Origin of the sequence: Cellulophaga omnivescoria (assembly GCF_001999725.1) — a bacterium.
Taxonomy (GTDB): Bacteria; Bacteroidota; Bacteroidia; order Flavobacteriales; family Flavobacteriaceae; genus Cellulophaga; species Cellulophaga omnivescoria.
In genome coordinates this window covers 122,623-146,262 of sequence record NZ_MDDP01000004.1, presented here as the reverse complement: position 1 = coordinate 146,262, position 23,640 = coordinate 122,623, and the positions used below count along the sequence as shown (strand labels likewise).

The following is a 23,640-nucleotide window of genomic DNA, read 5'->3' as shown; positions in this document are numbered from 1 at the left end:
TAGTGTTAACTGATAAGTCTTTATTAAAGTTTTTTTCAAGTTTTAGGCTTGAAGATTCATTATAGCCCATTACTGTTCCCGCAGAAATGGGTTTTTTTATTTGTTTTACATAGGCATTTCTTCATTTTTAGTTTTTAGTATTGTTATTTGGTTGTTTGTAATAGTATATTCAATGTTTTTTAGGAATTTAATACTTTCCAATACCTCAATTAATTTTGGATTTTTATAAGTACCCGTAAGTTTTAATGATTCTAAATCTTGGTCTTTAATTGTAATTTTTACATTAAACCAATTCTCTAATTTTTCTGAAACTTCTTTTAGGTTATTGTCTTTAAACCACAAAGTATTTTTGGTCCAAGCATTGTAATTGTTAGCATTACTTGTGCTTTTTTCTAAATTAGAAGAACCATAAACATAAGTAGCGCTTTGATTTTTTGTTAAAAACAGTTGCTTACTTAAATCTGTAATCATTTGTACCTTTACCTTTCCTGTGTTTACAGTTACTTTAGCATTGTTTTTAGGGTAGGAGCTTATATTAAAAGATGTACCTAATACTGTAGTTTTTATGGTATTAGTTTCTACGCTAAAAGGGTTTAGGCTGTCTTTGGTAACCTTAAAAAATGCTTCACCATTTAGTGTTACATTTCTGTTATTTGTAAATTCCTTAGCGTAAGAAATACTACTTTTTGAATTTAGAAAAATAGAACTTCCATCTGGTAGCGTTATATTTTTTCGTTCACCTTTTACTGTAGCATAAGTTACTATGGTTTCTTTAGTAATAGTATGTATAACAAATGTACCTAAGCTTATAAATAGTATTATTGCAGCAGCAATTTTCACAAAAGTTGTTTTTTTAGACTGTTTAACGGTTTTTGCCTTAATAGCGTCAAACATTTTTTGCTTTCGTGCTTCATTAGTAATGTCTGTGTTTACTTCTTTATCTTGCAATGAATCAAAAAAGGTAGAAACAATATTCTCTTCCTTTTCTGATGCTGTACCTTTAGAAAACTTTTCTGTAATTTTTATAAATTCTTCTTTCTTCAATGTTATTGCTTTTACTAGGTAGTCACAAAAACAAAGGAGTACACGTAAGCAATTTTTTAAAAAACAAGCCTTTTAACAATTGGTTAATCTGCGGGTTGTTTTAGTGATATTAAGTTAACATTAGAATAATGCTAGCGTAAAGAGAAGTGGTGCTTAAATTATTTTTTAAGTGTTTAATAGCATTACTAATATGTGTCTCTACAGTGCGTATAGATAAGTTTAGTTCTGCAGCTATTTCTGCATTTGTAAGATCATCAAACCTACTCATAATAAATACTTTTTTACATTTATCTGGTAGTGTAGCAATCACAGAGTTTATTTCTTGCTGAAGTTCTTTATATTCTACAGTGTTTTCTTGAGAACTGTCTGTTGGAAGATCTAAAAGCTTAGATAAGTGTATGTTTGTAAATTTTAAATCTCTAATAGCGTTTGCCATTTTGTATTTAACAGATTTAAAAAGGTAGTTTTCTAGTTTAATTACATTTAAACTTTCTCTGCGTTCCCAAAAGTTTATAAAAACTTCTTGTACTATATCTTCACATAAAGACTCATCTTCGTAAACTTTAAAAGCGTATAAATAAAGTCTTTTCCAATATGTGTTAAATATAGTTTCGTAGGCATTTATATTGCCTTTATATACTTCTTTTAAAAGAAGTTGTTCGTTAAATTGTTTTTGATTTACTAGCATTTAGGGGACACTATCTAATACTTTACAAAAGAAAGTGTATCTATATCGCAAACAAAAACCTTAAGATTAAGACTTGGTTAATAAATTGTTATTAGGAGATTTTTTCTAAATTTTTATTTAAAAAAACGACCAAAACCAAGTCTAGAGAGCATCTTTTTTTCAAAAGCCCAAAAGAATTTAAACTGACCAAATAGCCAACCAAAAGCAACTAGTAGTATTTGATATATAGGAAATATAATTAGTATACGTACTGTCCAATATAAAATTGAAAAATACCAATCTGAAGGGAAAATTTCTCTTGTAAAGCCTATAAAGTCCAGAAAAGGTCTTGCAATTTTTAAAGAAGAAGAACCTGTTAGGGCAAATACAATAAGTATCATAACAATGGCGAAATTAGAATCTATTCCCCAGCGTTGTTTTAATTTTTCCATAATAGCATTTAATCGACCGCAAATATAACAGCTTATATGCGAGGAACAAAATGGCCAAGACGCTGATTGTATTTTCTTTGAAAATAAATAAAGTAATTGTAGAGTTTATAATTTACTTCATAACCATAATCTATGTTTGCAGAATAGTTAATTTGCATTTCGTATAAATTTGGATTAAACCTAAAAGGTTGTGTAACTCTCTGGTTCCATTCTGTAACATATAAACGGTTTCTTGTTTCTAGGTAACTTTGTGAATAGTATTGCTCTGGCCTAGCAAAACTTACCAGCCAAGCATTAAATCCTGGGTCTATAATTGTTATTTCATACTCAGACTCATCATCAGCTATAACAACAGGATCTCCATTTTTTTGTTCAAATACATCTTTTTCTGCGTTAGATATTAATACAGTTTCTTTGGTACTAGTACAATTTATAAATAGGGTAGCGGAAATTAATAAACTAACTAAATAAAATTTCTTTTTCATAGTATCTGTATTTATTCTAATATACAAAAAAAGCCACTCGATTTTGTCAAGTGGCTTATATAAGTTTGTTAAAACGTGTTTATTTTCCAAAAAGTCCGCCTAATAGGCCTCCAATTCCAGAACCACCGCTTTTGTTACTTCCTCCAAGAACCATACCGGCAACATCATCTAAAATACTACCATCACCGTCAGAATCTAAAAAAGATTCTATCAAAGATTGTTCTTTATTGCTGTTTTCATCACCTCCTAGTAAACCTCCTAAAAGATTTCCTATTCCGTTAGACTCAACAACGTTTTCATTTCTTGCTTGTTTTCCTAAAACACCCATTAATATAGGAGCAGCAACTTTTAATATAGTAGCAACAGTATCTGAACTTACACCAGCTTTTTGACTTAGTGCATTTTCTACCTGTGGTTGTTTTGCTCCTAATACGTGGTTAAGTATTCCTTGACCATCGTTCATAACGTTGTCATCTACACCGCCGCCAAATAAACCACCAAGGTTGTCTAAAATACTACCATCATGTTTATTTGTTAATGCGCTCATAAGTCCTTGCGCACCTTCTGGAGTTGCTGTGTTTTTTTTCATTGCACCCATTAATAAAGGTAGGGCCATACTAAGTACACCTGCTGTTTTTTGTTCAGATTCTCCAGCCTGTCCTGCAACACCTTTAATAATTTGTGAGCCTATTGGGCTATTTAATAAGTCTAATAATCCTGACATTTGATTTGTTTAGTTAATGTTTAATAATGCTTCAATTTACAAAAAAAATAAATGCTATTGTAGAATAACCGATAATCTGCACTTATTTTAGTAAACTTACAATTTGAGTAGCTAATTCTTCTCCAATTCTATTTTGTGCTTCATTGGTAGCAGCACCAATATGTGGAGTTAAGGAAATTTTTGGATGCATTAAGATTCTTATTTCTGGATTTGGTTCAGATTCAAATACATCTAAACCAGCAAAAGAAACTTTATTTTCCTCTAAAGCATCTACAAGTGCAACTTCATCTAAAGCGCCACCACGAGCAGCATTTATAATACCAACACCGTCTTTCATTTTATCAAAATCACTATCAGCAATAGTGTAATTTGCTTGTGCAGGAACGTGCACTGTAATAAAGTCAGATTCTTGTAAAAGAGTATCTTTTGGTGTATTTTTTAAATTAAAGGAAACTGTTTGTCCATCAAAAAAAGGCACTGTAACAGTAGCTTCTTCTACCTGCGTATCATGGTAAATTACTTTCATACCAACACCAAGTGCTATTTGGGCTGTAGCTTTACCAATTTTACCAAAACCAATAATACCTATTGTTTTACCTCTTAGTTCTACACCTTTAGCGTAGGCCTTTTTAAGTTGTTTAAACTTGCTGTCACCCTCTAAAGGCATAATTCGGTTTGCATCATATAAATAACGTACACCATTATATAAATGTGCAAATACAAGTTCTGCTACAGAAGCAGAAGAAGCAGAAGGTGTATTAATAACGTGTAAGCCTTTTTCTTTTGCGTAATCTACATCAATATTATCCATACCAACGCCACCACGACCAATTAATTCTAGAGTAGGGCAGTTGTCTATAATATCTTTTTGTACCTGGGTGGCACTACGTACTATTAACCCAGCAATTTTATGTTCATTAATATAATTAGCAAGCTGTTCTTGTGCTACAGTAGTGGTAATTACTTTAAAACCAGATTTTTCTAATGCGTCTATACCGTTTTGTGATATACCGTCGTTTGCTAATATTTTTTTCATACGTAATCTTAAATTATTTATAACAATTTATGCTTTTCTTTCTAAGTCGCTCATAACATCTACTAAAGTACCTACGCTATCTAAAGACAATGCATTGTACATAGAGGCTCTGTAACCACCCACAGATCTATGGCCATTAATACCATTAATACCAGCCTCTTTACACATAGTATCAAAAGTTTTTTTTAATTTTTCATCTGTTAAATTAAAAGTGGCATTCATATTAGAACGGTCTGCTTTTTCTGCAAAACCTTTAAATAAAGGGTTCAAGTCAATTTCTGAATATAACAATTGTGCTTTTTTATCGTTTATTTCTTCAATAGCTTCTATACCTCCAAGGTCTTTTAGCCATTGCATTGTTAACATAGATGTGTAAACAGCAAAAACAGGTGGTGTATTAAACATACTGTCTTTACTAATATGTACTTGGTAGTTTAACATTGAAGGTATTTGTCTAGTAACTTTACCTAATATATCTTCTTTAATAACAACTAAGGTGGTACCCGCTGGACCCATATTTTTTTGCGCACCAGCATAGATTAAATCAAACTGAGAGAAATCTAATTTACGAGAAAAGATATCAGAACTCATATCGCAAACTACAGGGACTTTAGTTTTAGGAAACTCTTTAATTTGTGTTCCAAATATGGTATTGTTAGATGTTAAATGAAAATAATCTAAATCTGCAGGAACCATATAATTTTTAGGTATGTAGTTGTAGTTTTTATCTTTAGAAGACCTTACTTCTACAATTTCACCAAACATTTCAGCTTCTTTAATAGCTTTATCACTCCAAGTGCCAGTGTTTAAGTAGCCTGCCTTTGTTTCTAATAAGTTATAGGCAGTCATTAAAAACTGCAAACTAGCACCACCTTGTAAAAATAATGCTTTGTATCCTTTGTCTGTTAACCCTAAGTGCTCTAATGCTAAAGATTGTGCAGTTTCCATAACAGTTACAAAATCTTTACTACGGTGAGATATTTCTATCAAAGATAAACCAGAACCATTAAAATCTACAACAGCTTCTGATGCTTTTAATAATACTTCTTGTGGTAAAATACAAGGTCCTGCGCTAAAATTATGCTTTTTCATTTGTACGTTTTTTGTTTGTAATTGGTTTGCTAGCCAATTTATGTTTGTAGCTACAAGTAATTAATTGTTTTTTAATTGTTTATAGCTTTATTAAATTTATTTAAATATAAGGTAAAGGTCTAAATTTTATAACAATACACCTTTTATAATTTGAATTAATTCTAGGATGTTTTCAACAAGAATTCAACAGTATCTATATTATCTGCATAATCTGTTAAACTAGGTTTTTGTGTTTCACCAAAATTAATTTCATTTTTAAGCAAACCATTAGCAACAACACATTGTATTTTGTCTTTATCATGGGTAAGTTTTTGCTTTAAAGCGTCTAACGACTCGTAATACTCATAAAAAACAGAGGAAATAGGAGAAGCGTAACTTTCATCTTCCTTAATCATCAAAAATCCATTTTCTAAAATATTAAATTCACTCATTAAATATACAGCCTTATTATAATCATAATTATTTGCATATTTCATATGGTTTATAATGTCTTGTTTGGGATACATTGCTTTAAAAAAGGCATCAAAATTATATCCTTTAGGAACAAATAGTTTAGAAACACTTCTACAACCCAAGCCATAGTATGTAAATATGTCTTCGGCAAGATTTTCTAATTGCTCATTGGTTTCGTTGCCAGTTAAAACTGCAACAGAATTTCTGTTTTTTCTTATAATATTTGGTTTTTTTCCAAAATAATGCTCAAAATACCTAGCAGTATTATCGCTTCCGGTAGCTATTACAGCATCAAAACCCTCTAATCTACCATCTACATAAATTATAGAATTTGCTAAACTTGGAAGCTTACTAATTAAAAACGATGTTACAAAAGGAAGTAGTATTTTATCGTTAGATGATAACTTAATTAAAGCGGTATTACCTGTTAATACAGTTGCTAAAAAATCGTGAAAACCAACAAGCGGGATGTTACCGGCCATTATTATGGCTACTTTTTTGATATTAAGCGAACTTAAGTTGTATGATTTAAACCAATCATTTAAGTTTTTTTGAGTTAGTAAATTGCTCCAATTTTTTAAGCAAAAAAGAATATTTTCTTCAGTAAACCAACCGTTGTGTAAGCTAGCTGTATGTACTGCATCTTGTAATTTTAAGACCCATTCATTTGTATTTTCTTCTTGTTTTTCTGAGTTTGCAAATTCGTAATAATCTGCAAACAAAGTTCCTAATTCAGAAAAAGCAACTATTCTATCTTCAAGTTTAGCCATTTTATTTGTATAGTGATTTAATAGGGTTTACCTTTGTGCAAAAGTAGATATACTGATTAAATATCAGTCTAAAAATTGATATAAATTATGGCAATAATAATTACAGACGAATGTATTAATTGTGGAGCTTGCGAGCCAGAATGTCCTAATACAGCAATATATGAAGGTGCAGATGATTGGAGATATGCAGATGGAACATCTTTAGAAGGAACAATTGTTTTACCAAATGGTAAAGAGGTTGATGCTGAAGAGTCTCAAGAGCCTATTAGTGATGAAATTTACTATATATCTCCAGACAAGTGTACGGAGTGTAAAGGCTTTCATGAAGAGCCACAGTGTGCTGCGGTTTGTCCTGTAGACTGTTGTGTGCCGGATGATGACATTGTAGAAACAGAAGAAGAACTGCTTGCAAAGCAACGTTTTATGCACCCAGAGGGGTAGTAGTAAAAGAGTTTTACTTATTATTTATGATAAAAAAAGCGAGGATATTATATCCTCGCTTTTTTGTGTTTTTAAATTATCTACTCTTAGAAGTTGAAGTTTATTCTACTAAAAATATAGGTTCCGTCTGAGCCCATTTGTACAGAATCTGCTAAACCACCTTGATCTGTCCATCCATCAAATTGTGGAGTAGGATACTCATTAAATAAGTTATTAGCGCCAACTGTAAGTTTTAAATTTTTACAAAACTGATAGCCAACACTTAAATCAACAACTAGTGCTGCTTCATAAATATCTGTAGCTACTGGGTAGAGTAAATCCGCTTCAGCTTGTGTAGTTGCAGGTGTATCTACCCACTGAAAATCTTGTAATTCTACTTCACTAAATTGTGTTAATGTTGCTTGTGCATTAAATTTAGGAGTAGAATAACCAAGATTAAGTCCAAATTTGTAATCTGGTGCAGCAGCTTCTAAATAAGCTTGAGAAAATGGTCCAAAGAAAGTAAACTCATTTAAATTACCATTGTGTATTTCTTTTACTTCTAAGTCATTAAAGTTACCAATTAAACCAATACTAGCTTTTCCGTTTGCACCAATAGTAGTGGTGTAGTTAAGTACAATGTCTAAACCAGTAGTTCTGGTATCTACGCCATTTGCAAAAAATTGTGCTGCATCTACACCTAAAGGTCCAAGTACAGCTTGGTCTGTAAAGTTATCTGTTAAAATGATACGGTCGTCTACAGCAATGGAATAAGCATCTATAGTTGCAGAAAAACCACCATTTGTATAAGTAAATCCTAAACTGGCGTTTAAGGCTTTCTCTTCATTAAGTTGTCCTATTCCAAAAGCTTTGGTTACAGTGCTATTGTTTGCAGATAATAATGATGGTACAGACCTACCAGCAACAATATTTGTAAATATTAAGTTGTAATATAATTGCGCTAATGATGGAGCTCTAAAGCCAGAAGAAACAGATCCTCTAAATGCCAAGTTTTCATTAATTTTATATCTGCTAGCTAGTTTAAAGTTAAAAGTGTTGCCAAAGTCGCTATAGTTTTCATAACGTAATGCACCTCCAACCATAAATTCATCAGTTACATTTAATTCAGAATCTACATAAATACCGTAATTGGTTCTACTACGGTCTACTTCGTTAGCAGGACTATATCCCGGGAAACCTTGTGAGCTTCCAGGTAAATCATCTCCGTTACTATCTTGAGCAGCAGTTTGTGTAGCGGGGTTTGTAAGTACTACGCCATTTTCATCATACAATGAGTATGATGCTTCTTCGCCAGAAAATATACCAAAGTTTTCTGTGCGGTATTCAAATCCGTAAGCTACATTTAAACCAGCGGCAACATCATCAAAATACTTGTTAAGTTCTAATCCTGTTGTATTCATAGAAAGGTAATGTCCACCAGCATCAAAATCAGTAGGAGAAGCATCTTGCATAGAAGCGTTATTTGTATTTTTTACAAAATAATGAAAGTTATTTTTCCCGTAAGTGTTGTTAAAATCTACGTTCCATCCATTTTTAGTTTTGCTCCTAACACCAGCAGAAACAGAAACATCTGTAATTAATGAAGTAATTTGAGGTGTAAATCCGTCTGGGTACAAACTTGGTACAGATCTATTGTCGCCATCTGCAAAACCATCTCTGGAAAAAGCGTTTGCATTGGTATCTCTGTAATTTCTGCCACCAAAGGCGTAAACCTCTGTGTTTTCATCAATAGGAACAGCAGAATTAATCATAAAATTAAAACCATCTATTGCAGCTCCTCCGTATCCTTTTCTCCAGCTAAATCCTGGTCTAAGTGTTTTTTCTTTAGATAAAAATTCGGTTGTAACATTAAAAAAACCACCATTTTCTCCAAGAGCCATACCGTAGTTAAGATCTATTTTAGTAGTTTCTCCATCAAAATTTTTGTCTTTTCCGTCCAGTCTGTTTTTGCCTTCAACATTATAAAGCGTTTCTCCTGTTTCTTCTGCCCATCCATCTCCAATAGCAGTGCTGTAGGCTCCGTAGGTAATTCCGCCAGAAAATCCGTTGGTATTGTTTTTTAATACAATGTTAATAACACCGGCAATGGCATCCGATCCGTATTGTGCAGATGCGCCATCTCGTAAAACTTCAATTCGTTTTATGGCAGAAGCAGGAATAGCATTTAAATCTGTACCGGAGTTACCACGACCTCTAGTTCCAAAAATGTTTACCAAAGAAGATTGATGTCTTCTTTTTCCGTTTACTAGTACCAGTGTTTGGTCTGGTCCCAAACCTCTTAAACTAGCAGGTACAATATGGTCTGCACCATCGGAACCCGACTGTTTTGTGGCATTAAATGAAGGAGCGGCATATTGTAATATGTCATTAACTTCTACCTTACCTGTGTTAGAGGCAATTTCTGCAACATCTAAAACATCAATAGGTACAGCAGTGTCCGTAGCTGTTCTTTTTGGGCTTCTAGATCCTACAAGTTGTATTTCATCTAGTAGCATACCTTCAGACAAGGTTACATTTATAGTTGTTTTGCCAGACGTACTAATTTCTTGTGTGTTAAAGCCAATATAGCTAAACACAAGTGTGGCATTTGTTTGCGTGTCAATACTGTATTTCCCATCAAAATCTGTAGATGTTCCGTTTGTTGTGCCTTTTTCTAGAATGTTTACGCCGGCTAGCGGTGCTCCTTCATCATCTACTACAGTACCTGTAATTGTAGATTGACTAAACGCGAACGAGAAGCATAATAGGCTAAAAATAAGAATACATTTTTTTTTCATATAGATTGATATTTAGGTTTTTATAAATCTAAAGGTAATCAAAAACGTTTTATTTGTTCTCGAAAATTTTTAAATGGTATATTTGCGGCACTAAAAATAGAATTTGAAATGAAAGCAGGTATTGTTGGATTGCCAAACGTAGGGAAATCTACCCTTTTTAATTGTTTGTCTAATGCAAAAGCGCAAAGCGCAAATTTTCCGTTTTGTACTATAGAGCCTAATATAGGTGTTGTAAATGTACCAGATGCAAGGTTGCAAAAATTAGAAGAATTGGTAAACCCAGAGCGTGTTTTACCTGCAACTGTAGAGATTGTAGATATTGCAGGTCTTGTAAAAGGTGCAAGTAAAGGAGAAGGTTTAGGGAATCAGTTTTTAGGAAACATTAGAGAAACTGATGCTATTTTACACGTATTACGCTGCTTTAATAATGATAATATTGTACACGTAGATGGTTCTGTAGATCCTATTAGAGATAAGGAAACCATAGATATGGAGTTGCAGTTAAAGGATTTAGAAACTGTAGATAAAAAACTAGAAAAAGTAAAACGTACAGCTAAAACAGGAAATAAAGAGGCGCAGAAGGAAGAAGCCGTTCTTTTAAAGTTAAAGGAAGGTTTAGAAGCTGGTATTTCTGTTAGAGCTATAGAGGTTGAAGAAAAAGACCATTTAGAATATGTTAAACCGCTACAGTTTATTACAGATAAGCCAGTAATGTATGTATGTAATGTAGATGAAGATGCAGCTGTAAATGGTAATGAATATGTAGAAAAAGTTAAAGAAGCTGTAGCTAAAGAAAATGCAGAAGTTATTTTCTTAGCAGTAGGTACAGAAGCAGATATTACAGAGTTAGATAGTTATGAGGAGCGCCAAATGTTTTTAGAAGATTTAGGTTTAGAAGAGCCTGGTTCTGCTAAGTTAATTAGAGGTGCTTACAAGCTACTAAATTTAGAGACCTATTTTACTGCAGGTGTTAAAGAGGTGAGAGCCTGGACTATACCAGTGGGGGCAACCGCGCCACAAGCAGCAGGTGTTATACATACAGATTTTGAAAAAGGTTTTATACGTGCAGAAGTTATTGCTTACAATGACTATGTTACTTACGGTAGCGAAGCTAAAGTTAAAGAAGCAGGAAAAATGCGTGTAGAAGGTAAAGAGTATATTGTAAAAGATGGAGATGTTATGCACTTTAGATTTAATGTATAATAGTTTTTAACTTAATTATAAATTAAAATGCTGTAACCTTGTTGCAGCATTTTTTTGTGCTATAAAGTTAAAATGATGAATTTTTTATCTTATTTCTTAATTGTAACTACTTAATTTCTATATATCAACAAAATTAAATGTACTATTGTTAATTACTTTAAGCTGTAGGTGTTTCATTTTTTTCTAACACTTACTATATTAGCGTGCAAACTGCAATTATCCTAAATCAATGTCAGACAATACTAAATATACTGAAGACAATATACGTTCCTTAGACTGGAAAGAGCATATTCGTATGCGTCCTGGTATGTATATTGGTAAATTAGGCGATGGTTCATCTGCAGATGACGGTATCTACATTCTTTTAAAAGAAGTTTTAGATAACTGTATAGATGAGTTTGTAATGGGTGCAGGCAAGACCATAGAAATTAGCATAAAAGATAATTTAGTTAAGGTTCGCGATTATGGTCGTGGTATTCCGCTAGGTAAAGTTGTAGATGTAGTATCTAAAATGAATACTGGTGGTAAGTACGACTCTAAAGCCTTTAAAAAATCTGTTGGATTAAATGGTGTAGGTACCAAAGCTGTAAACGCTTTGTCTAACTTTTTTAAAGTAGAGTCTTCAAGAGAAGGGCAATCTAAATGGGCAGAGTTTAGTCAAGGTAATTTAGTTGCAGAAGAAGGTCCTGTAGATAGCTCTAAAAGAAAAGGTACAAAAGTTTCGTTTACACCAGATGAAACTATATTTAAAAACTACAAATACAGAAATGAGTATGTAGTACGTATGCTTAAAAACTACGTGTACCTAAATCCTGGATTGACTATAGTTTTTAATGGAGAAAAATATTTTTCAGAAAATGGACTTAAAGATCTTTTAGAAGATAATAATAATGTTGAAGATTTACTGTATCCTATTATTCATTTAAAAGGAGATGATATAGAAATAGCTATAACACACAGTAAAACACAGTATAGTGAAGAGTATCAATCCTTTGTTAATGGTCAGCATACCACACAAGGTGGTACGCATCAATCTGCTTTTAGAGAGGCTATTGTAAAAACAATTAGGGATTTTTACGGGAAAAGTTATGAGGCTTCGGATATTCGAAAGTCAATTATCTCTGCAGTATCAATAAAAGTAATGGAGCCTGTTTTTGAAAGTCAAACAAAAACAAAACTTGGTTCTACAGATATGGGAGGTAACTACCCAACTGTACGTACTTATATAAACGATTTTGTTGGTAAGTATTTAGATAATTACCTTCATAAAAACCCTGAAACAGCAGAAGCGTTACAGCGTAAAATAATACAAGCAGAACGCGAGCGTAAAGACTTGTCTGGTATTCGTAAGCTTGCAAGAGATAGAGCTAAAAAAGCCAGTCTGCATAATAAAAAACTAAGAGATTGCCGTGTTCACTTGGGAGACCTTAAAAAGGACAGAAGATTAGAGTCTACTTTATTTATTACCGAGGGAGATTCTGCATCTGGATCTATAACTAAATCTAGAGATGTTAATACCCAAGCAGTTTTTAGTTTGCGTGGTAAGCCTTTAAACTCTTACGGAATGTCTAAAAAGATTGTGTATGAGAACGAAGAGTTTAATTTATTGCAGGCAGCTTTAAATATAGAAGAGTCTATGGAAGATTTGCGTTACAATAATATTGTAATTGCAACAGATGCCGATGTAGATGGTATGCATATTAGATTGTTATTAATTACTTTTTTTCTGCAGTTTTTCCCAGAATTAATAAAGGAAAATCATTTGTATATATTACAAACGCCTCTTTTTAGAGTTCGTAATAAAAAACAAACATACTATTGTTATAGTCCAGAGGAAAAGGCTGAAGCAATAGAAAAGTTAACTGGTAAACCAGAAATTACCCGATTTAAAGGTTTGGGTGAAATTTCTCCAGATGAGTTTAAACATTTCATTGGTGATGATATTCGTTTAGAACCTGTAATGCTAGACAAGGCAATGTCAATTGAGCAATTGTTAAGTTTTTATATGGGGAAAAATACACCAGATCGTCAAAAATTTATTATAGAAAATCTTAAAGTAGAACTTGATTTAATCGAGGACAACTAATTATAAACCAGATAAACACGAGTCTTTCTTTATGGAAGAGAACGAAGAAGTTAACGAAAATCTAGATAATAACGCAAACAATCCACAAGATGAGCTTACAAAGGTCACTGGGATGTATAAAGATTGGTTTTTAGATTACGCCTCTTATGTAATTTTAGAACGTGCTGTACCTGCTATAGAAGACGGTTTTAAGCCTGTGCAACGTAGAATTATGCACTCGCTTAAAGAGTTAGATGATGGAAGGTATAATAAAGTTGCAAATGTAGTAGGGCATACAATGCAGTATCATCCGCATGGAGATGCGAGTATTGCAGATGCTATGGTGCAAATAGGGCAAAAAGATCTTTTAATTGATACGCAAGGTAACTGGGGTAATATATTAACAGGAGACAGGGCGGCGGCGTCTAGGTATATAGAAGCTAGGTTGTCTAAATTTGCTTTAGATGTTGTGTTTAGTCCTAAAATTACTGAATGGCAACAATCTTATGATGGCCGTAAAAAAGAACCTGTAAACCTACCAGTTAAGTTTCCATTATTACTTGCGCAAGGTGCAGAGGGTATTGCAGTGGGTTTATCAACTAAAATTCTTCCGCACAACTTTATAGAATTAATAGATTCTTCTATTAAGCATTTAAAAGGGCAAAAATTTAAATTGTTCCCAGATTTTCCTACTTCAGGAATTATAGATGTTACTGGTTATAATGACGGACTTAGAGGTGGTAAAATAAGGGTTAGAGCTAAAATATCTCAACTAGATAAAAACACTCTGGTTATTAATGAGATACCATACGGGACTAACACCTCTTCTTTAATAGATTCAATTTTAAAAGCCAATGATAAGGGTAAAATAAAAATTAAAAAAATTGAAGATAATACAGCTGCAGATGTAGAGATTTTGGTTCATTTGCCAGCTGGTATTTCACCAGATAAAACTATAGATGCACTCTACGCGTTTACAGCTTGCGAATCTTCTATTTCGCCTTTAGGTTGTATTATAGAAGATAATAAGCCGTTATTTATTGGGGTAACAGAAATGTTGCAGCGCTCTACAGATTATACTGTACAACTCCTTAAGGAAGAATTAGAAATTCAATTAGGTGAGTTAGAGGAGCAGTGGCATTTTTCTTCTTTAGAACGTATTTTTATTGAAAACCGAATTTATAGAGATATTGAAGAAGAAGAAACCTGGGAAGGTGTTATAGCTGCTATAGATAAGGGTTTAAAACCGCATACCAAACATTTAAAAAGAGCTGTTACAGAGGAGGATATAACTCGTTTAACAGAGATTAGAATAAAGCGTATTTCTAAATTTGATTTAGATAAAGCTCAGCAATTACTTGATAGTTTAGAGGAGCGCATAGCAGAGGTAAAACATAATCTAGAGCATTTGATAGAATTTGCTATAGATTATTTCAAAAATCTAAAGGAGAAATACGGTAAAGATCGTGAGCGTAAATCTGAAATTAGAGTTTTTGATGATATTGAAGCAACAAAAGTTGTTATTAGAAATACTAAACTCTATGTAAATAGAGAAGAAGGTTTTGTGGGTACATCTTTAAAGAAAGACGAATATGTTACAGATTGTAGTGATATAGATGATATTATTGTTTTTACTAAAGATGGCCATATGATGGTTTCTAAGGTAGATTCAAAAATATTTGTAGGCAAAAATATTATACACGTAGCTGTATTTAAGAAAAAAGACAAACGTACCACTTATAATATGATTTATAAAGATGGTAAAGGCGGAGCTAGCTACATAAAGCGTTTTAATGTTACCTCTGTTACCAGAGATAAATTGTATCCCTTAACTACCGGGAAGCCAAATTCTGATGTTCTTTATTTTTCTGCAAATCCTAATGGTGAAGCAGAAGTGGTGACAATTCACTTAAGACAGGTAGGGAGTATTAAGAAGTTAAAATGGGATATGAATTTCTCTGATATTTTAATTAAAGGTAGATCTTCAAAAGGTAATATTGTTAGTAAATATGCAGTTAAGCGTATAGACTTAAAAGAAAAAGGTGTTTCTACATTAAAACCACGGAAAATTTGGTTTGATGATGTGGTGGGTAAGTTAAATTTAGATGGTAGAGGAGAGTTGCTTGGCGAGTTTAAAGGGGAAGATTTAATTCTTATTATAACTCAAAAGGGAATTGCAAAAACTGTTAAACCAGAAATTACAACTCATTTTGAAGAGGATATGATAGTTTTGGAAAAATGGAACCCTAAAAAGCCTATTTCTGCTATTTATTTTGATGGTGCAAAAGAGCGATATTACGTGAAGCGCTTTCTTATAGAGAATGAAAATAAGGAGGAGTTGTTTATTTCTGAGCATCCAAAGTCTGTTCTAGAGTTGGTATCTACAGATTGGAGACCGGTTGTGGAATTAGAATTTGTAAAGCCTAGAGGTAAAGAGCAGAAACCAAATCAAGAGGTTGATATAGAGGATTTTATAGCTGTTAAGGGAATTAAAGCTTTAGGTAATCAGTTAACCGCAGACAAGATTAAAAATACCAATGTGCTAGAGTCTTTACCTTATGAAGAGGTAGAAGAGGAAGAGGAGGTTTTAAAAGAAACGAAAGTGACAGAGAAGGAGGAGGTTATGGATTCTAAAGCGGATGATAAAGATGATTCTACTGATGATGATACTGAACAAACAACTTTATTTTAGAAATAATAACCTTTAATATAGTTATCTTAGCAAAAAAAATATTTTTATATGGATTTAACAAACCCGCTAGTATATGGCGGTCCAGCGTTTATAATTTTTATTTTATTAGAATTAGCATATAGTAAAAGTCATGAAGAACATCATGATCTTTACGACTGGAAAGATCTTTTTGCAAGTGGTTTTATGGGTGTGGGATCTGCAATACTTGCTGCAGCATTAAAAGTAATATCCGCCATTGTAATTTTTGAGTTTGTTTTTGAGCTTTGCAATCCAGAAGTAAATGGTGTAAATACTAATCTTTTAGGTTATGAATCTTTTGGTTATGCTTGGTATGTTTGGTTGCTTTGTCAGCTTGCAGATGATTTTACATACTATTGGTTTCATAGGGCAAATCATGAAATAAGAATTTTATGGGCGGCACACATTGTACATCACTCATCAGACAACTTTAATTTGGGAACAGCTGTTAGAAATGGCTGGTTTACATTACTTTACAAGCCGCTATTTTATATGTGGATGCCAGCTATAGGTTTTGAGCCAGAGATGGTTGTGTTCTGTTTAGGTATAGAGGCCTTGTGGCAGTTTCAGTTGCACACGGTGTTATTACCAAAGTTAGGTATTTTTGAGAAGTTTATGAATACGCATACAATGCACCAGGTACACCACGCGCAAAACGTAGAGTATTTAGATAAAAACCATGGAGGCTTTTTAAATATTTTTGACAGAATGTTTGGTACTTGGTTGCCTTTAGATGATAGTATTGATGTTAAGTATGGTGTAATACATGCACCAAACTCTAACAATCCAATTGTTATTTTAACGCACGAGTTTAAAGATATTTGGATGGATATGAAGAAGTCAAAAAAGCTATCTCATAAGTTAATGTATATTTTTGGTCCTCCTGGATGGAGTCATGATGGCAGTACAATGACTGTTAAGCAACAGCAAAGGCAGTTTAAGCAATATGCAAAAAATAATCCTAAAAAGTCTTTTGAAAGGCCTAACTAAATTGGTTGTCTCTTTAAATAAAACAATAAAGCCTCGCTTATAGCGAGGCTTTATTGTTTTTAATAGCTTTTAAGCGCTTAAGAGTGTAGTGCACTTTATTTATGTGTTTGTAATGTAAATGTGTGCTTAAGATGGCTATTCTTAGTCGGTACTCTATTGTTTTACTTTAATAGCTTCACCTCTCATAACTACTAATTCTTTTTTAGGGTCTCTGGCAGCATTGCTGTATTCAAACGTGTAGCTGTTTTCAGTGGTTTCTAGTATTTTAAAGTGGATAGAAGATTGATCTTTTAAAGACTTTAATACAAATTCACAATCATTTATCCATCGTACGGATGAGCTGTCTATCTTATTTTCGTAATACTCAACACTATAATTCTCGTCCCTTGTAAAACGTCCTGTTTTTTTCTCGCCGCTTATTTCGTAATCAAAAGTAAATTCCCCGGTTTTAAAGTCTTTGCAATCTCTTTTAGGTGTGTAACAAGCTGTTACTAAACAAGCAGAAGCTATCAGGTAAAAATATTTTATTTTCATATCACAAAAATATGCAATTAGCTTAAAATTAGCCATTGATATATTGTTAAATTAAGGCTTTAATTTACTATTTGTTATAGGTTTCAAAAGTTCCATCGGTGTAAAAAATAATTACTTTACTAACTTCTTTTTTAAAGTTGTCTGTGTTTTTTTGAGCTGCTTTCTCGGCAGGGTGTGAGTGTGTTTTGTTTGCTTCAGGAAAGCTCCCTTTGCCGTTTAAAAGCCAATATAAATTCACCTCAGGGAAGTGTGTTATTACTTTTAAAACAAACTCTAAGCTGGGTTTGTTTCTTCCAGATAAAATATGTGATATACTAGAGCGTTGCACTTCTACTTTTTCGGCAAAAGCAGCAGCAGTTAAATCGTAATAGTTAATTATTTTCTCTAGTCTTTTTATGAATGCCTCTGAATTTACCATTGTAACATTTTATATCCTTTTTTAACACTTTTTTTACTTGTATTAGTTTGTAAACTAGTAAAATTATTTATATTTTTACTTTAAATAAAGAAATCTATTTATTTGATATAATGATTTTTATATTTTATTCATAAGTAAAATCAATACATCTAAACTTATTGATTTACAAATGTAACTAATTATTAATTGCATATAAAATTTACGTTTACAAAAGTGAATTAAGTAGTTACATTTGTAATTACATATGTTACATATGTAACTGAATATAGCACTATATTTACCACTTCATAATTAGGTTAAAATGATAGATTTTAAACAGATATTTTTAAGTTGTAAAGTTGGTAGTGTAGTAGGTAGATATGTGACTAATGAGCATGTTTTTCCTTTTTTAGAAGTTAGCATTTTTAAGAATGAAAATAAGCAAGTAGGAAAATCTGTTTTGGGAGAACCAATAAAATTAATTACAATTGGTACTGGTAAAATTAAGATTCTAATGTGGTCTCAAATGCACGGTAATGAGTCTACAACCACAAAGGCTGTTTTAGACTTTATTAGTTTTTTAGAGAAACCATCAAATTTGCAGTCTTCTATTTTAGAAAAATGTACCATACAAATTATACCAATACTAAATCCAGATGGAGCAAAAGCATATACTAGAATTAATGCAAACAAAATTGACTTGAATAGAGATGCGCAAGAAAGAACTCAGCCAGAAAGTAAAATTTTGAGAAAAGTATATGATGAGTTTAAACCTGATTTTTGTTTTAACTTACATGACCAGAGAACAATTTTTAATGTAGGTGAAACTAATAAACCTGCTACGGTATCTTTTTTAGCTCCTGCATTTAATGAAGAAAGAGATATATCTGTTTCTAGAAAAAAAAGTATGCAGCTTATTGCAGCTATGAATGGAGTTTTGCAATACTTTATACCAGGTCAAGTTGGTAGGTATGATGATGGTTTTAATGCTAATTGTGTTGGTGATGCTTTTCAGATGTTAAATACGCCAACCATTTTATTTGAATCTGGACACTTTCCTGATGATTATGAAAGAGAGAAAACCAGAGAATTTATTTTTTATTCTCTTTTAAAAGGAGTAGAAACTATAGCTAATAACTCTCTAAATAATTTTAGTATTGATGCTTATTTTGAAATTCCAGAAAATGGTAAGCAGTTTTTAGACCTTATTATTTATAATACTAAAAATATAACAACTACATATCCTAATGCCGATTCTTTAGGTATTCTTTATAAAGAAGTGTTAAAAGGTAAGAAAGTTGTTTTTGAGCCTGTTGTAACTGAGGCAAAAAAAATAGACAATTTTTACGCTCATAAAACTCTTAATTTACTGAATAATAATGATTTAGAGTTTGTTAAAAATAACCATCTTTTATCTACTGCTTTACTTGGTAATTAACAATTTAATTAGTATATGTAAAATAATTGCATTATTGATAAAAAAAAGTCATATTTAGTGCGTATATCTTCTTATTTTACTATTTTTGTTCCAAATTTAATTATATAATGACTAAAGTTAAGCTAGACGAAATTGATCACCAGATTCTGGATATGTTAATAGATAACACCAGAACTCCGTTTACAGATATCGCAAAAAAATTATTAATATCTGCGGGTACTGTACATGTAAGGGTAAAGAAAATGGAAGAAGCCGGTATTATACAAGGTTCATCTTTAACATTGGACTATGTTAAGTTAGGTTATTCTTTTATTGCTTATGTAGGAATATTTTTAGAAAAAACACATCAAACAAAGTTTGTTCTAGAGCGTTTAATTGGTATACCATATGTAACCGTGGCGCACATTACAACAGGTAAGTTTAATATTTTTTGTAAAATTAGAGCAAGAGATACTCAACATGCTAAAAATATTATCTTTAAAATAGATGATATTGATGGTATTAGTAGAACAGAAACAATGATTTCTTTGGAAGAAAGTATTAACGATAAAAAACGTTTAATGCATACAATTTTTAATGAATTGTAATTTCTTAATATTGAAAGTAAATTAATAACACCAACCCAATGTTTTACGCATTGGGTTTTTTATTTTTTAGAAATGAAAGCAACAGAATTAACATCACAAGATTATAATGCTTATTATAAAGGGTATATAGATTTGTTAGGAGATGTAAGCTTACTTGCCGCTTTGGAAAACGGTAAAAAAAAGTTTAAGGATTTAATAGCGGTTATACCAGATAGCAAGCTAAATTATGCCTATGCTACAGAAAAATGGACTGTAGCAGAAGTTTTAGTGCATATTATTGATACCGAGCGTATATTTCAGTATAGAGCATTGCGTTTTTCTAGATTAGATGCTACTCCTTTACCAGGTTTTGATCAAGATGATTATGTGCCAACATCTAATGCAAATTCAAGAAATAGAAAAAGTTTATTAAAAGAATTTTTAGATGTTAGAGCGGCAACCATTTCTTTGTTTGCAAATTTAACCAATGAGCAATTAAAGTTTGTGGGTACGGCAAGCAACTCTCCAATGAGTACTGCAGCTGCAGGTTTTGTTGCTTGCGGCCATTTAGAGCATCATACTAAAATTGTTTTAGATAGATATTTATAATAGGTGGTGTAAAAACACTATTCCGTTTCCTCTGCGTCTTCAAAATTAGCAGACGCAGAAGTTTCTGTACCTGTTGTTTCTAATTCTTTTTCTATAGCATCGTCAAAATTAGCTATAAAATTAGATAAGCTTTTACTTATTCTAACTAAGTAAATGGTGTCTTCTGTTCTGACTTCTACAGCCTCTACAAATTCCCCTTTTGCATTTTTAAAAACAATAATGTCATTATCGCCATATCCGTGCGGGTAAGACTCTATTAATTTAGCGGCTACAGTGTGGTCAAGTTTTTTGTAATCTACTAGTTTGCGTAACATAATTCATAGGTTTTAGTTTTATAAGAACTAAACTAAAACTTTTTTTACAGCAAAATTGTAATTAGTTGTGTAGCAGGGTTTTTATGTAGGTGTGTAGCTTAAACTTTGTAGTATGCAAAAGATTGGTGTAATAAATCTTCATCAACATTAACATCAATTTTACATTCTCCAATACACTCTAATAAAACAAAATTGATATTGCCGTGAGAATTCTTTTTATCAAACTTTAAATAGGTTAAAATTTGTTTTATATCATCTTCAGTAAATTCAACTTTTCCGTAGTGTTTTGTAAAGGTATTTTTAATAGCCTCTAAATCTTTATTTTCTAAACCAGTTAATTTATTGCTTAAAAAAGCCTCTAGTACCATACCTATAGCTATGGCTTCTCCATGTAAGAGTGTTTTTTTGTCTTCATTTTCTAAAAAATAAGACTCTATAGCGTGTCCTAACGTGTGGCCATAATTCAAAATTTTACGCAGGTTTTGTTCTGTAGGGTCTATGGTTACAACATCATTTTTAATAACCACAGAGTCGTAAATAAATTCATCAAGATTATTAAAGTCGGACACTAAATTTAATTCGTTCCAGTATTTTTTATCTTTAATTAAGCCGTGTTTAAGCATTTCTGCAAAACCACTGTTTAGTTGTCTTTTTTCTAATGTTTGCAAAAATGAAGAAATAACTAACACCATTTGTGGTTGGTTAATAACGCCAACTTGGTTTTTTAAAGAGCCTAAATCTACACCGGTTTTACCACCAACTGAAGCATCTACCATAGATAATAGTGTAGTTGGTACATTTATAAAATCTATGCCTCTTTTAAATGTAGAAGCAACAAAACCTCCTAAATCTGTAATTACACCACCTCCAAGGTTAATCATAACACTTTTACGATCTGCATCTAATTCAGATAAAACGTGCCAAACTTGTACGCAAGTTTCTATAGTTTTGTTTATTTCACCTTCTTCAATTTCAATTATTTCAAAATTATAGTCACCATTAATTTGTGCCATAAAATTTGGCAAACAATGTTGGTGGGTATTTTCATCAACCAAAATAAACACTTTAGAGTAGTTAGCTTTTGCTAAATGTGTGTTTAGTTCTGTATAGGCTTTTTGGTTAAAATGAACTGAATATGTTTGAGCTGAAATTGACTGCATAATTTTTATTTTACTAGACGCAAAATAAAGACATATTTTAGTTATTAGAATACAAAATCTGTATTTATATTTGCCGCATTACGAAATTCATAAAAATGGAACAAATTTTTGAAAATACAGCAACTGCTTTTGCTTTAAAATCGGATTCTGAATTAGAAAGAGCCTATTTTTTATTTAAGCTAATTGCTAATGAACCGTTAGTACGTATTGGTACAGCAGTAACAAATTTTGCTATAAAAGCACATTTGCCAGTAGAGGGCTTAATTAGGGCTACTGTTTTTGACCATTTTTGTGGTGGTGTTAGTGAGAAAGATTGTTTGCCTGTTATAGATAAAATGTACAACAAAAAAGTTAGTACAATTTTAGACTACTCTGTTGAGGGTAAAGAAGAGGAAAATCATTTTGATTTAGCTTACGAAAAAATATTACATGTACTGGATTTTGTAAAGGAAAAGGAGTCTATACCGTTAGCTGTTTTTAAGCCTACCGGTTTTGGACGTTTTATTCTTTTTGAAAAAGTTGGTGCAGGTATTCCTTTAACAGAAATGGAACAATTAGAGTGGGATAGAATTGTTGCTAGATTTGATAAGGTTTGTAAAAAGGCTTATGACTTAGATGTTGCTCTTTTAGTGGATGGTGAAGAAAGTTGGATGCAAGATGCGGCAGATGACTTATGTGCTTTAATGATGCGTAAATACAATAAAGAAAAAGTTGTAGTGTATAATACATTACAAATGTACCGTTGGGACAGGTTAGATTACCTTAAAAAATTGCACGAAGAAGCTAAATTAGAAGGCTTTAAAATAGGAATGAAAGTGGTGCGTGGTGCTTATATGGAGAAAGAGAATGAGAGGGCTGAAGAAAAAGGATATCCCACACCAATATGTGCTTCTAAAAAAGACACTGATGATAATTTTGATGCTGCGGTTGTGTATATGATAAATAATTTAGATACAATGTCTATTTTTATGGGTACACATAATGAAAACAGTTGTTATAGCTTAATGCAATTAATGAAAGATAAAAACATTGCCCATTCGGATCCTCGTATTTGGTTTGGACAGTTGTATGGGATGAGTGATCATATATCGTTTAACTTAGCAGATAAAGGTTATAACGTTGCCAAATATTTACCTTTTGGACCAGTAAGAGATGTAATGCCATACTTAATACGTAGGGCAGAGGAGAATACTTCTGTAGCGGGGCAAACCACAAGGGAGTTGTCTTTATTAAAAGAAGAACGTAAAAGAAGAAAAATACAATAAATACTATAAAAAAAGGGGGCATATTAAATGCTCCCTTTTTTTATACATAAAGTAATGTAGATTAATTGTTTATGCTAATTTTATCTACAACTACTTTGTCTGTGCAATTTATTACAGTTAAAATTGCTTGTTTTTCTTTAACTAAACCTTCAATTTTATAGGTTTTACACGGTGTAGATTTAGTATCGCTATTGCCAAAATCTATATCGCCATTATTAAAAAAATATGCTACTGTAGTAGAATCTATAGTTTTGTTGTTAAGTAAAACTTGTATATCGTTAGAGTAAGATAAAGGTTTAGAGCGTAGGTCTTTAAGAACTCTGCAGTTAGGAAAATAACAGAACTCTGTTCCTGTTTCGTCTGATTTCTTTTTTAAGAAAACAGTTAAAAATACAATACCGATTGATAGCCCAACTAAGTACCATCCTAATCGTTTGATGAATGCCAT

Annotated in this window: 23 protein-coding genes; 9 read left to right on the top strand and 14 right to left on the bottom strand. The window is 32.0% G+C overall.

Features of this window, described 5'->3' with window-relative positions:
* Positions 1-105: 105 nt before the first annotated feature.
* The 8 genes from BFJ87_RS03060 to BFJ87_RS03025 all read right to left on the bottom strand — a co-directional run bounded on the left by BFJ87_RS03060 (position 106) and on the right by BFJ87_RS03025 (position 6,723).
* On the bottom strand, positions 106-1,044 hold the full coding sequence (locus tag BFJ87_RS03060) for a FecR family protein (RefSeq protein ID WP_077399761.1): 939 nt from the start codon (positions 1,042-1,044) through the stop codon (positions 106-108).
* Between the two features lie 109 nt (positions 1,045-1,153).
* Positions 1,154-1,732 carry an RNA polymerase sigma-70 factor gene (locus BFJ87_RS03055; RefSeq protein ID WP_077399758.1) on the bottom strand — a complete coding sequence of 193 codons (579 nt, stop codon included), beginning with the start codon at positions 1,730-1,732 and terminating at the stop codon, positions 1,154-1,156.
* 113 nt (positions 1,733-1,845) lie between these two features.
* On the bottom strand, positions 1,846-2,163 hold the full coding sequence (locus BFJ87_RS03050) for a DUF6787 family protein (RefSeq protein WP_013622554.1): 318 nt from the start codon (positions 2,161-2,163) through the stop codon (positions 1,846-1,848).
* 32 nt (positions 2,164-2,195) lie between these two features.
* Positions 2,196-2,648: a DUF6146 family protein gene (locus BFJ87_RS03045; RefSeq protein WP_077399755.1), complete on the bottom strand. Its 453-nt coding sequence runs from the start codon at positions 2,646-2,648 to the stop codon at positions 2,196-2,198.
* A gap of 79 nt (positions 2,649-2,727) precedes the next feature.
* Positions 2,728-3,372 carry a DUF937 domain-containing protein gene (locus BFJ87_RS03040; protein ID WP_077399752.1) on the bottom strand — a complete coding sequence of 215 codons (645 nt, stop codon included), beginning with the start codon at positions 3,370-3,372 and terminating at the stop codon, positions 2,728-2,730.
* Between the two features lie 82 nt (positions 3,373-3,454).
* Positions 3,455-4,408, bottom strand: a complete 954-nt coding sequence (locus BFJ87_RS03035) for an NAD(P)-dependent oxidoreductase (protein WP_077399749.1) — start codon at positions 4,406-4,408, stop codon at positions 3,455-3,457.
* 27 nt (positions 4,409-4,435) lie between these two features.
* Entirely contained in the window at positions 4,436-5,500 is a 1,065-nt protein-coding gene (gene serC, locus BFJ87_RS03030) for a 3-phosphoserine/phosphohydroxythreonine transaminase (protein ID WP_077399746.1), read from the bottom strand.
* A 161-nt stretch (positions 5,501-5,661) separates the two neighbouring features.
* On the bottom strand, positions 5,662-6,723 hold the full coding sequence (locus BFJ87_RS03025; protein WP_077399744.1) for an acyl-CoA reductase: 1,062 nt from the start codon (positions 6,721-6,723) through the stop codon (positions 5,662-5,664).
* Between the two features lie 87 nt (positions 6,724-6,810).
* On the opposite strand from BFJ87_RS03025, the gene BFJ87_RS03020 reads away from it, so the two are divergent.
* Entirely contained in the window at positions 6,811-7,164 is a 354-nt protein-coding gene (locus BFJ87_RS03020; protein WP_013622548.1) for a 4Fe-4S dicluster domain-containing protein, read from the top strand.
* A gap of 86 nt (positions 7,165-7,250) precedes the next feature.
* On the opposite strand, the gene BFJ87_RS03015 is transcribed toward BFJ87_RS03020, so the two are convergent.
* Positions 7,251-9,941, bottom strand: a complete 2,691-nt coding sequence (locus tag BFJ87_RS03015; protein WP_077399742.1) for a TonB-dependent receptor — start codon at positions 9,939-9,941, stop codon at positions 7,251-7,253.
* Between the two features lie 108 nt (positions 9,942-10,049).
* On the opposite strand from BFJ87_RS03015, the gene ychF reads away from it, so the two are divergent.
* From ychF to BFJ87_RS02995, 4 genes are all read left to right on the top strand, one after another.
* Positions 10,050-11,144: a redox-regulated ATPase YchF gene (ychF, locus tag BFJ87_RS03010; RefSeq protein ID WP_077399739.1), complete on the top strand. Its 1,095-nt coding sequence runs from the start codon at positions 10,050-10,052 to the stop codon at positions 11,142-11,144.
* Between the two features lie 229 nt (positions 11,145-11,373).
* Entirely contained in the window at positions 11,374-13,230 is a 1,857-nt protein-coding gene (locus BFJ87_RS03005) for a DNA topoisomerase IV subunit B (RefSeq protein WP_077399735.1), read from the top strand.
* Positions 13,231-13,261: 31 nt separating this feature from the next.
* Positions 13,262-15,901, top strand: a complete 2,640-nt coding sequence (locus BFJ87_RS03000; RefSeq protein WP_077399731.1) for a DNA gyrase/topoisomerase IV subunit A — start codon at positions 13,262-13,264, stop codon at positions 15,899-15,901.
* Between the two features lie 48 nt (positions 15,902-15,949).
* Complete coding sequence (locus tag BFJ87_RS02995; RefSeq protein ID WP_077399728.1) at positions 15,950-16,909, top strand: sterol desaturase family protein; 960 nt, start codon at positions 15,950-15,952, stop codon at positions 16,907-16,909.
* Between the two features lie 153 nt (positions 16,910-17,062).
* Here the strand turns inward: BFJ87_RS02995 and BFJ87_RS02990 are convergent, their stop codons facing one another.
* Together BFJ87_RS02990 and BFJ87_RS02985 are read right to left on the bottom strand one after the other, a co-directional pair.
* Positions 17,063-17,479 carry a hypothetical protein gene (locus BFJ87_RS02990; RefSeq protein ID WP_333780830.1) on the bottom strand — a complete coding sequence of 139 codons (417 nt, stop codon included), beginning with the start codon at positions 17,477-17,479 and terminating at the stop codon, positions 17,063-17,065.
* A 31-nt stretch (positions 17,480-17,510) separates the two neighbouring features.
* Positions 17,511-17,861, bottom strand: a complete 351-nt coding sequence (locus tag BFJ87_RS02985; protein WP_077399725.1) for a helix-turn-helix transcriptional regulator — start codon at positions 17,859-17,861, stop codon at positions 17,511-17,513.
* 301 nt (positions 17,862-18,162) lie between these two features.
* Here BFJ87_RS02985 and BFJ87_RS02980 point away from each other — a divergent pair, with 301 nt between their 5' ends.
* From BFJ87_RS02980 to BFJ87_RS02970, 3 genes are all read left to right on the top strand, one after another.
* Complete coding sequence (locus BFJ87_RS02980) at positions 18,163-19,278, top strand: M14 family metallopeptidase (protein ID WP_077399722.1); 1,116 nt, start codon at positions 18,163-18,165, stop codon at positions 19,276-19,278.
* 107 nt (positions 19,279-19,385) lie between these two features.
* A complete protein-coding gene (locus BFJ87_RS02975) occupies positions 19,386-19,865 on the top strand; it encodes an Lrp/AsnC family transcriptional regulator (protein ID WP_013622539.1) in 480 nt (159 codons plus the stop codon).
* Positions 19,866-19,937: 72 nt separating this feature from the next.
* Positions 19,938-20,453 carry a DinB family protein gene (locus BFJ87_RS02970; protein ID WP_077399719.1) on the top strand — a complete coding sequence of 172 codons (516 nt, stop codon included), beginning with the start codon at positions 19,938-19,940 and terminating at the stop codon, positions 20,451-20,453.
* A 17-nt stretch (positions 20,454-20,470) separates the two neighbouring features.
* Here the strand turns inward: BFJ87_RS02970 and BFJ87_RS02965 are convergent, their stop codons facing one another.
* Positions 20,471-20,767, bottom strand: coding sequence for a hypothetical protein (locus BFJ87_RS02965; protein ID WP_077399716.1), 297 nt, complete (start codon positions 20,765-20,767; stop codon positions 20,471-20,473).
* 98 nt (positions 20,768-20,865) lie between these two features.
* Positions 20,866-21,927, bottom strand: a complete 1,062-nt coding sequence (aroB, locus tag BFJ87_RS02960; protein ID WP_077399713.1) for a 3-dehydroquinate synthase — start codon at positions 21,925-21,927, stop codon at positions 20,866-20,868.
* Positions 21,928-22,022: 95 nt separating this feature from the next.
* Here aroB and BFJ87_RS02955 point away from each other — a divergent pair, with 95 nt between their 5' ends.
* Positions 22,023-23,192 carry a proline dehydrogenase family protein gene (locus tag BFJ87_RS02955; RefSeq protein WP_077399710.1) on the top strand — a complete coding sequence of 390 codons (1,170 nt, stop codon included), beginning with the start codon at positions 22,023-22,025 and terminating at the stop codon, positions 23,190-23,192.
* Positions 23,193-23,253: 61 nt separating this feature from the next.
* Here the strand turns inward: BFJ87_RS02955 and BFJ87_RS02950 are convergent, their stop codons facing one another.
* Entirely contained in the window at positions 23,254-23,640 is a 387-nt protein-coding gene (locus tag BFJ87_RS02950; RefSeq protein WP_077399707.1) for a hypothetical protein, read from the bottom strand.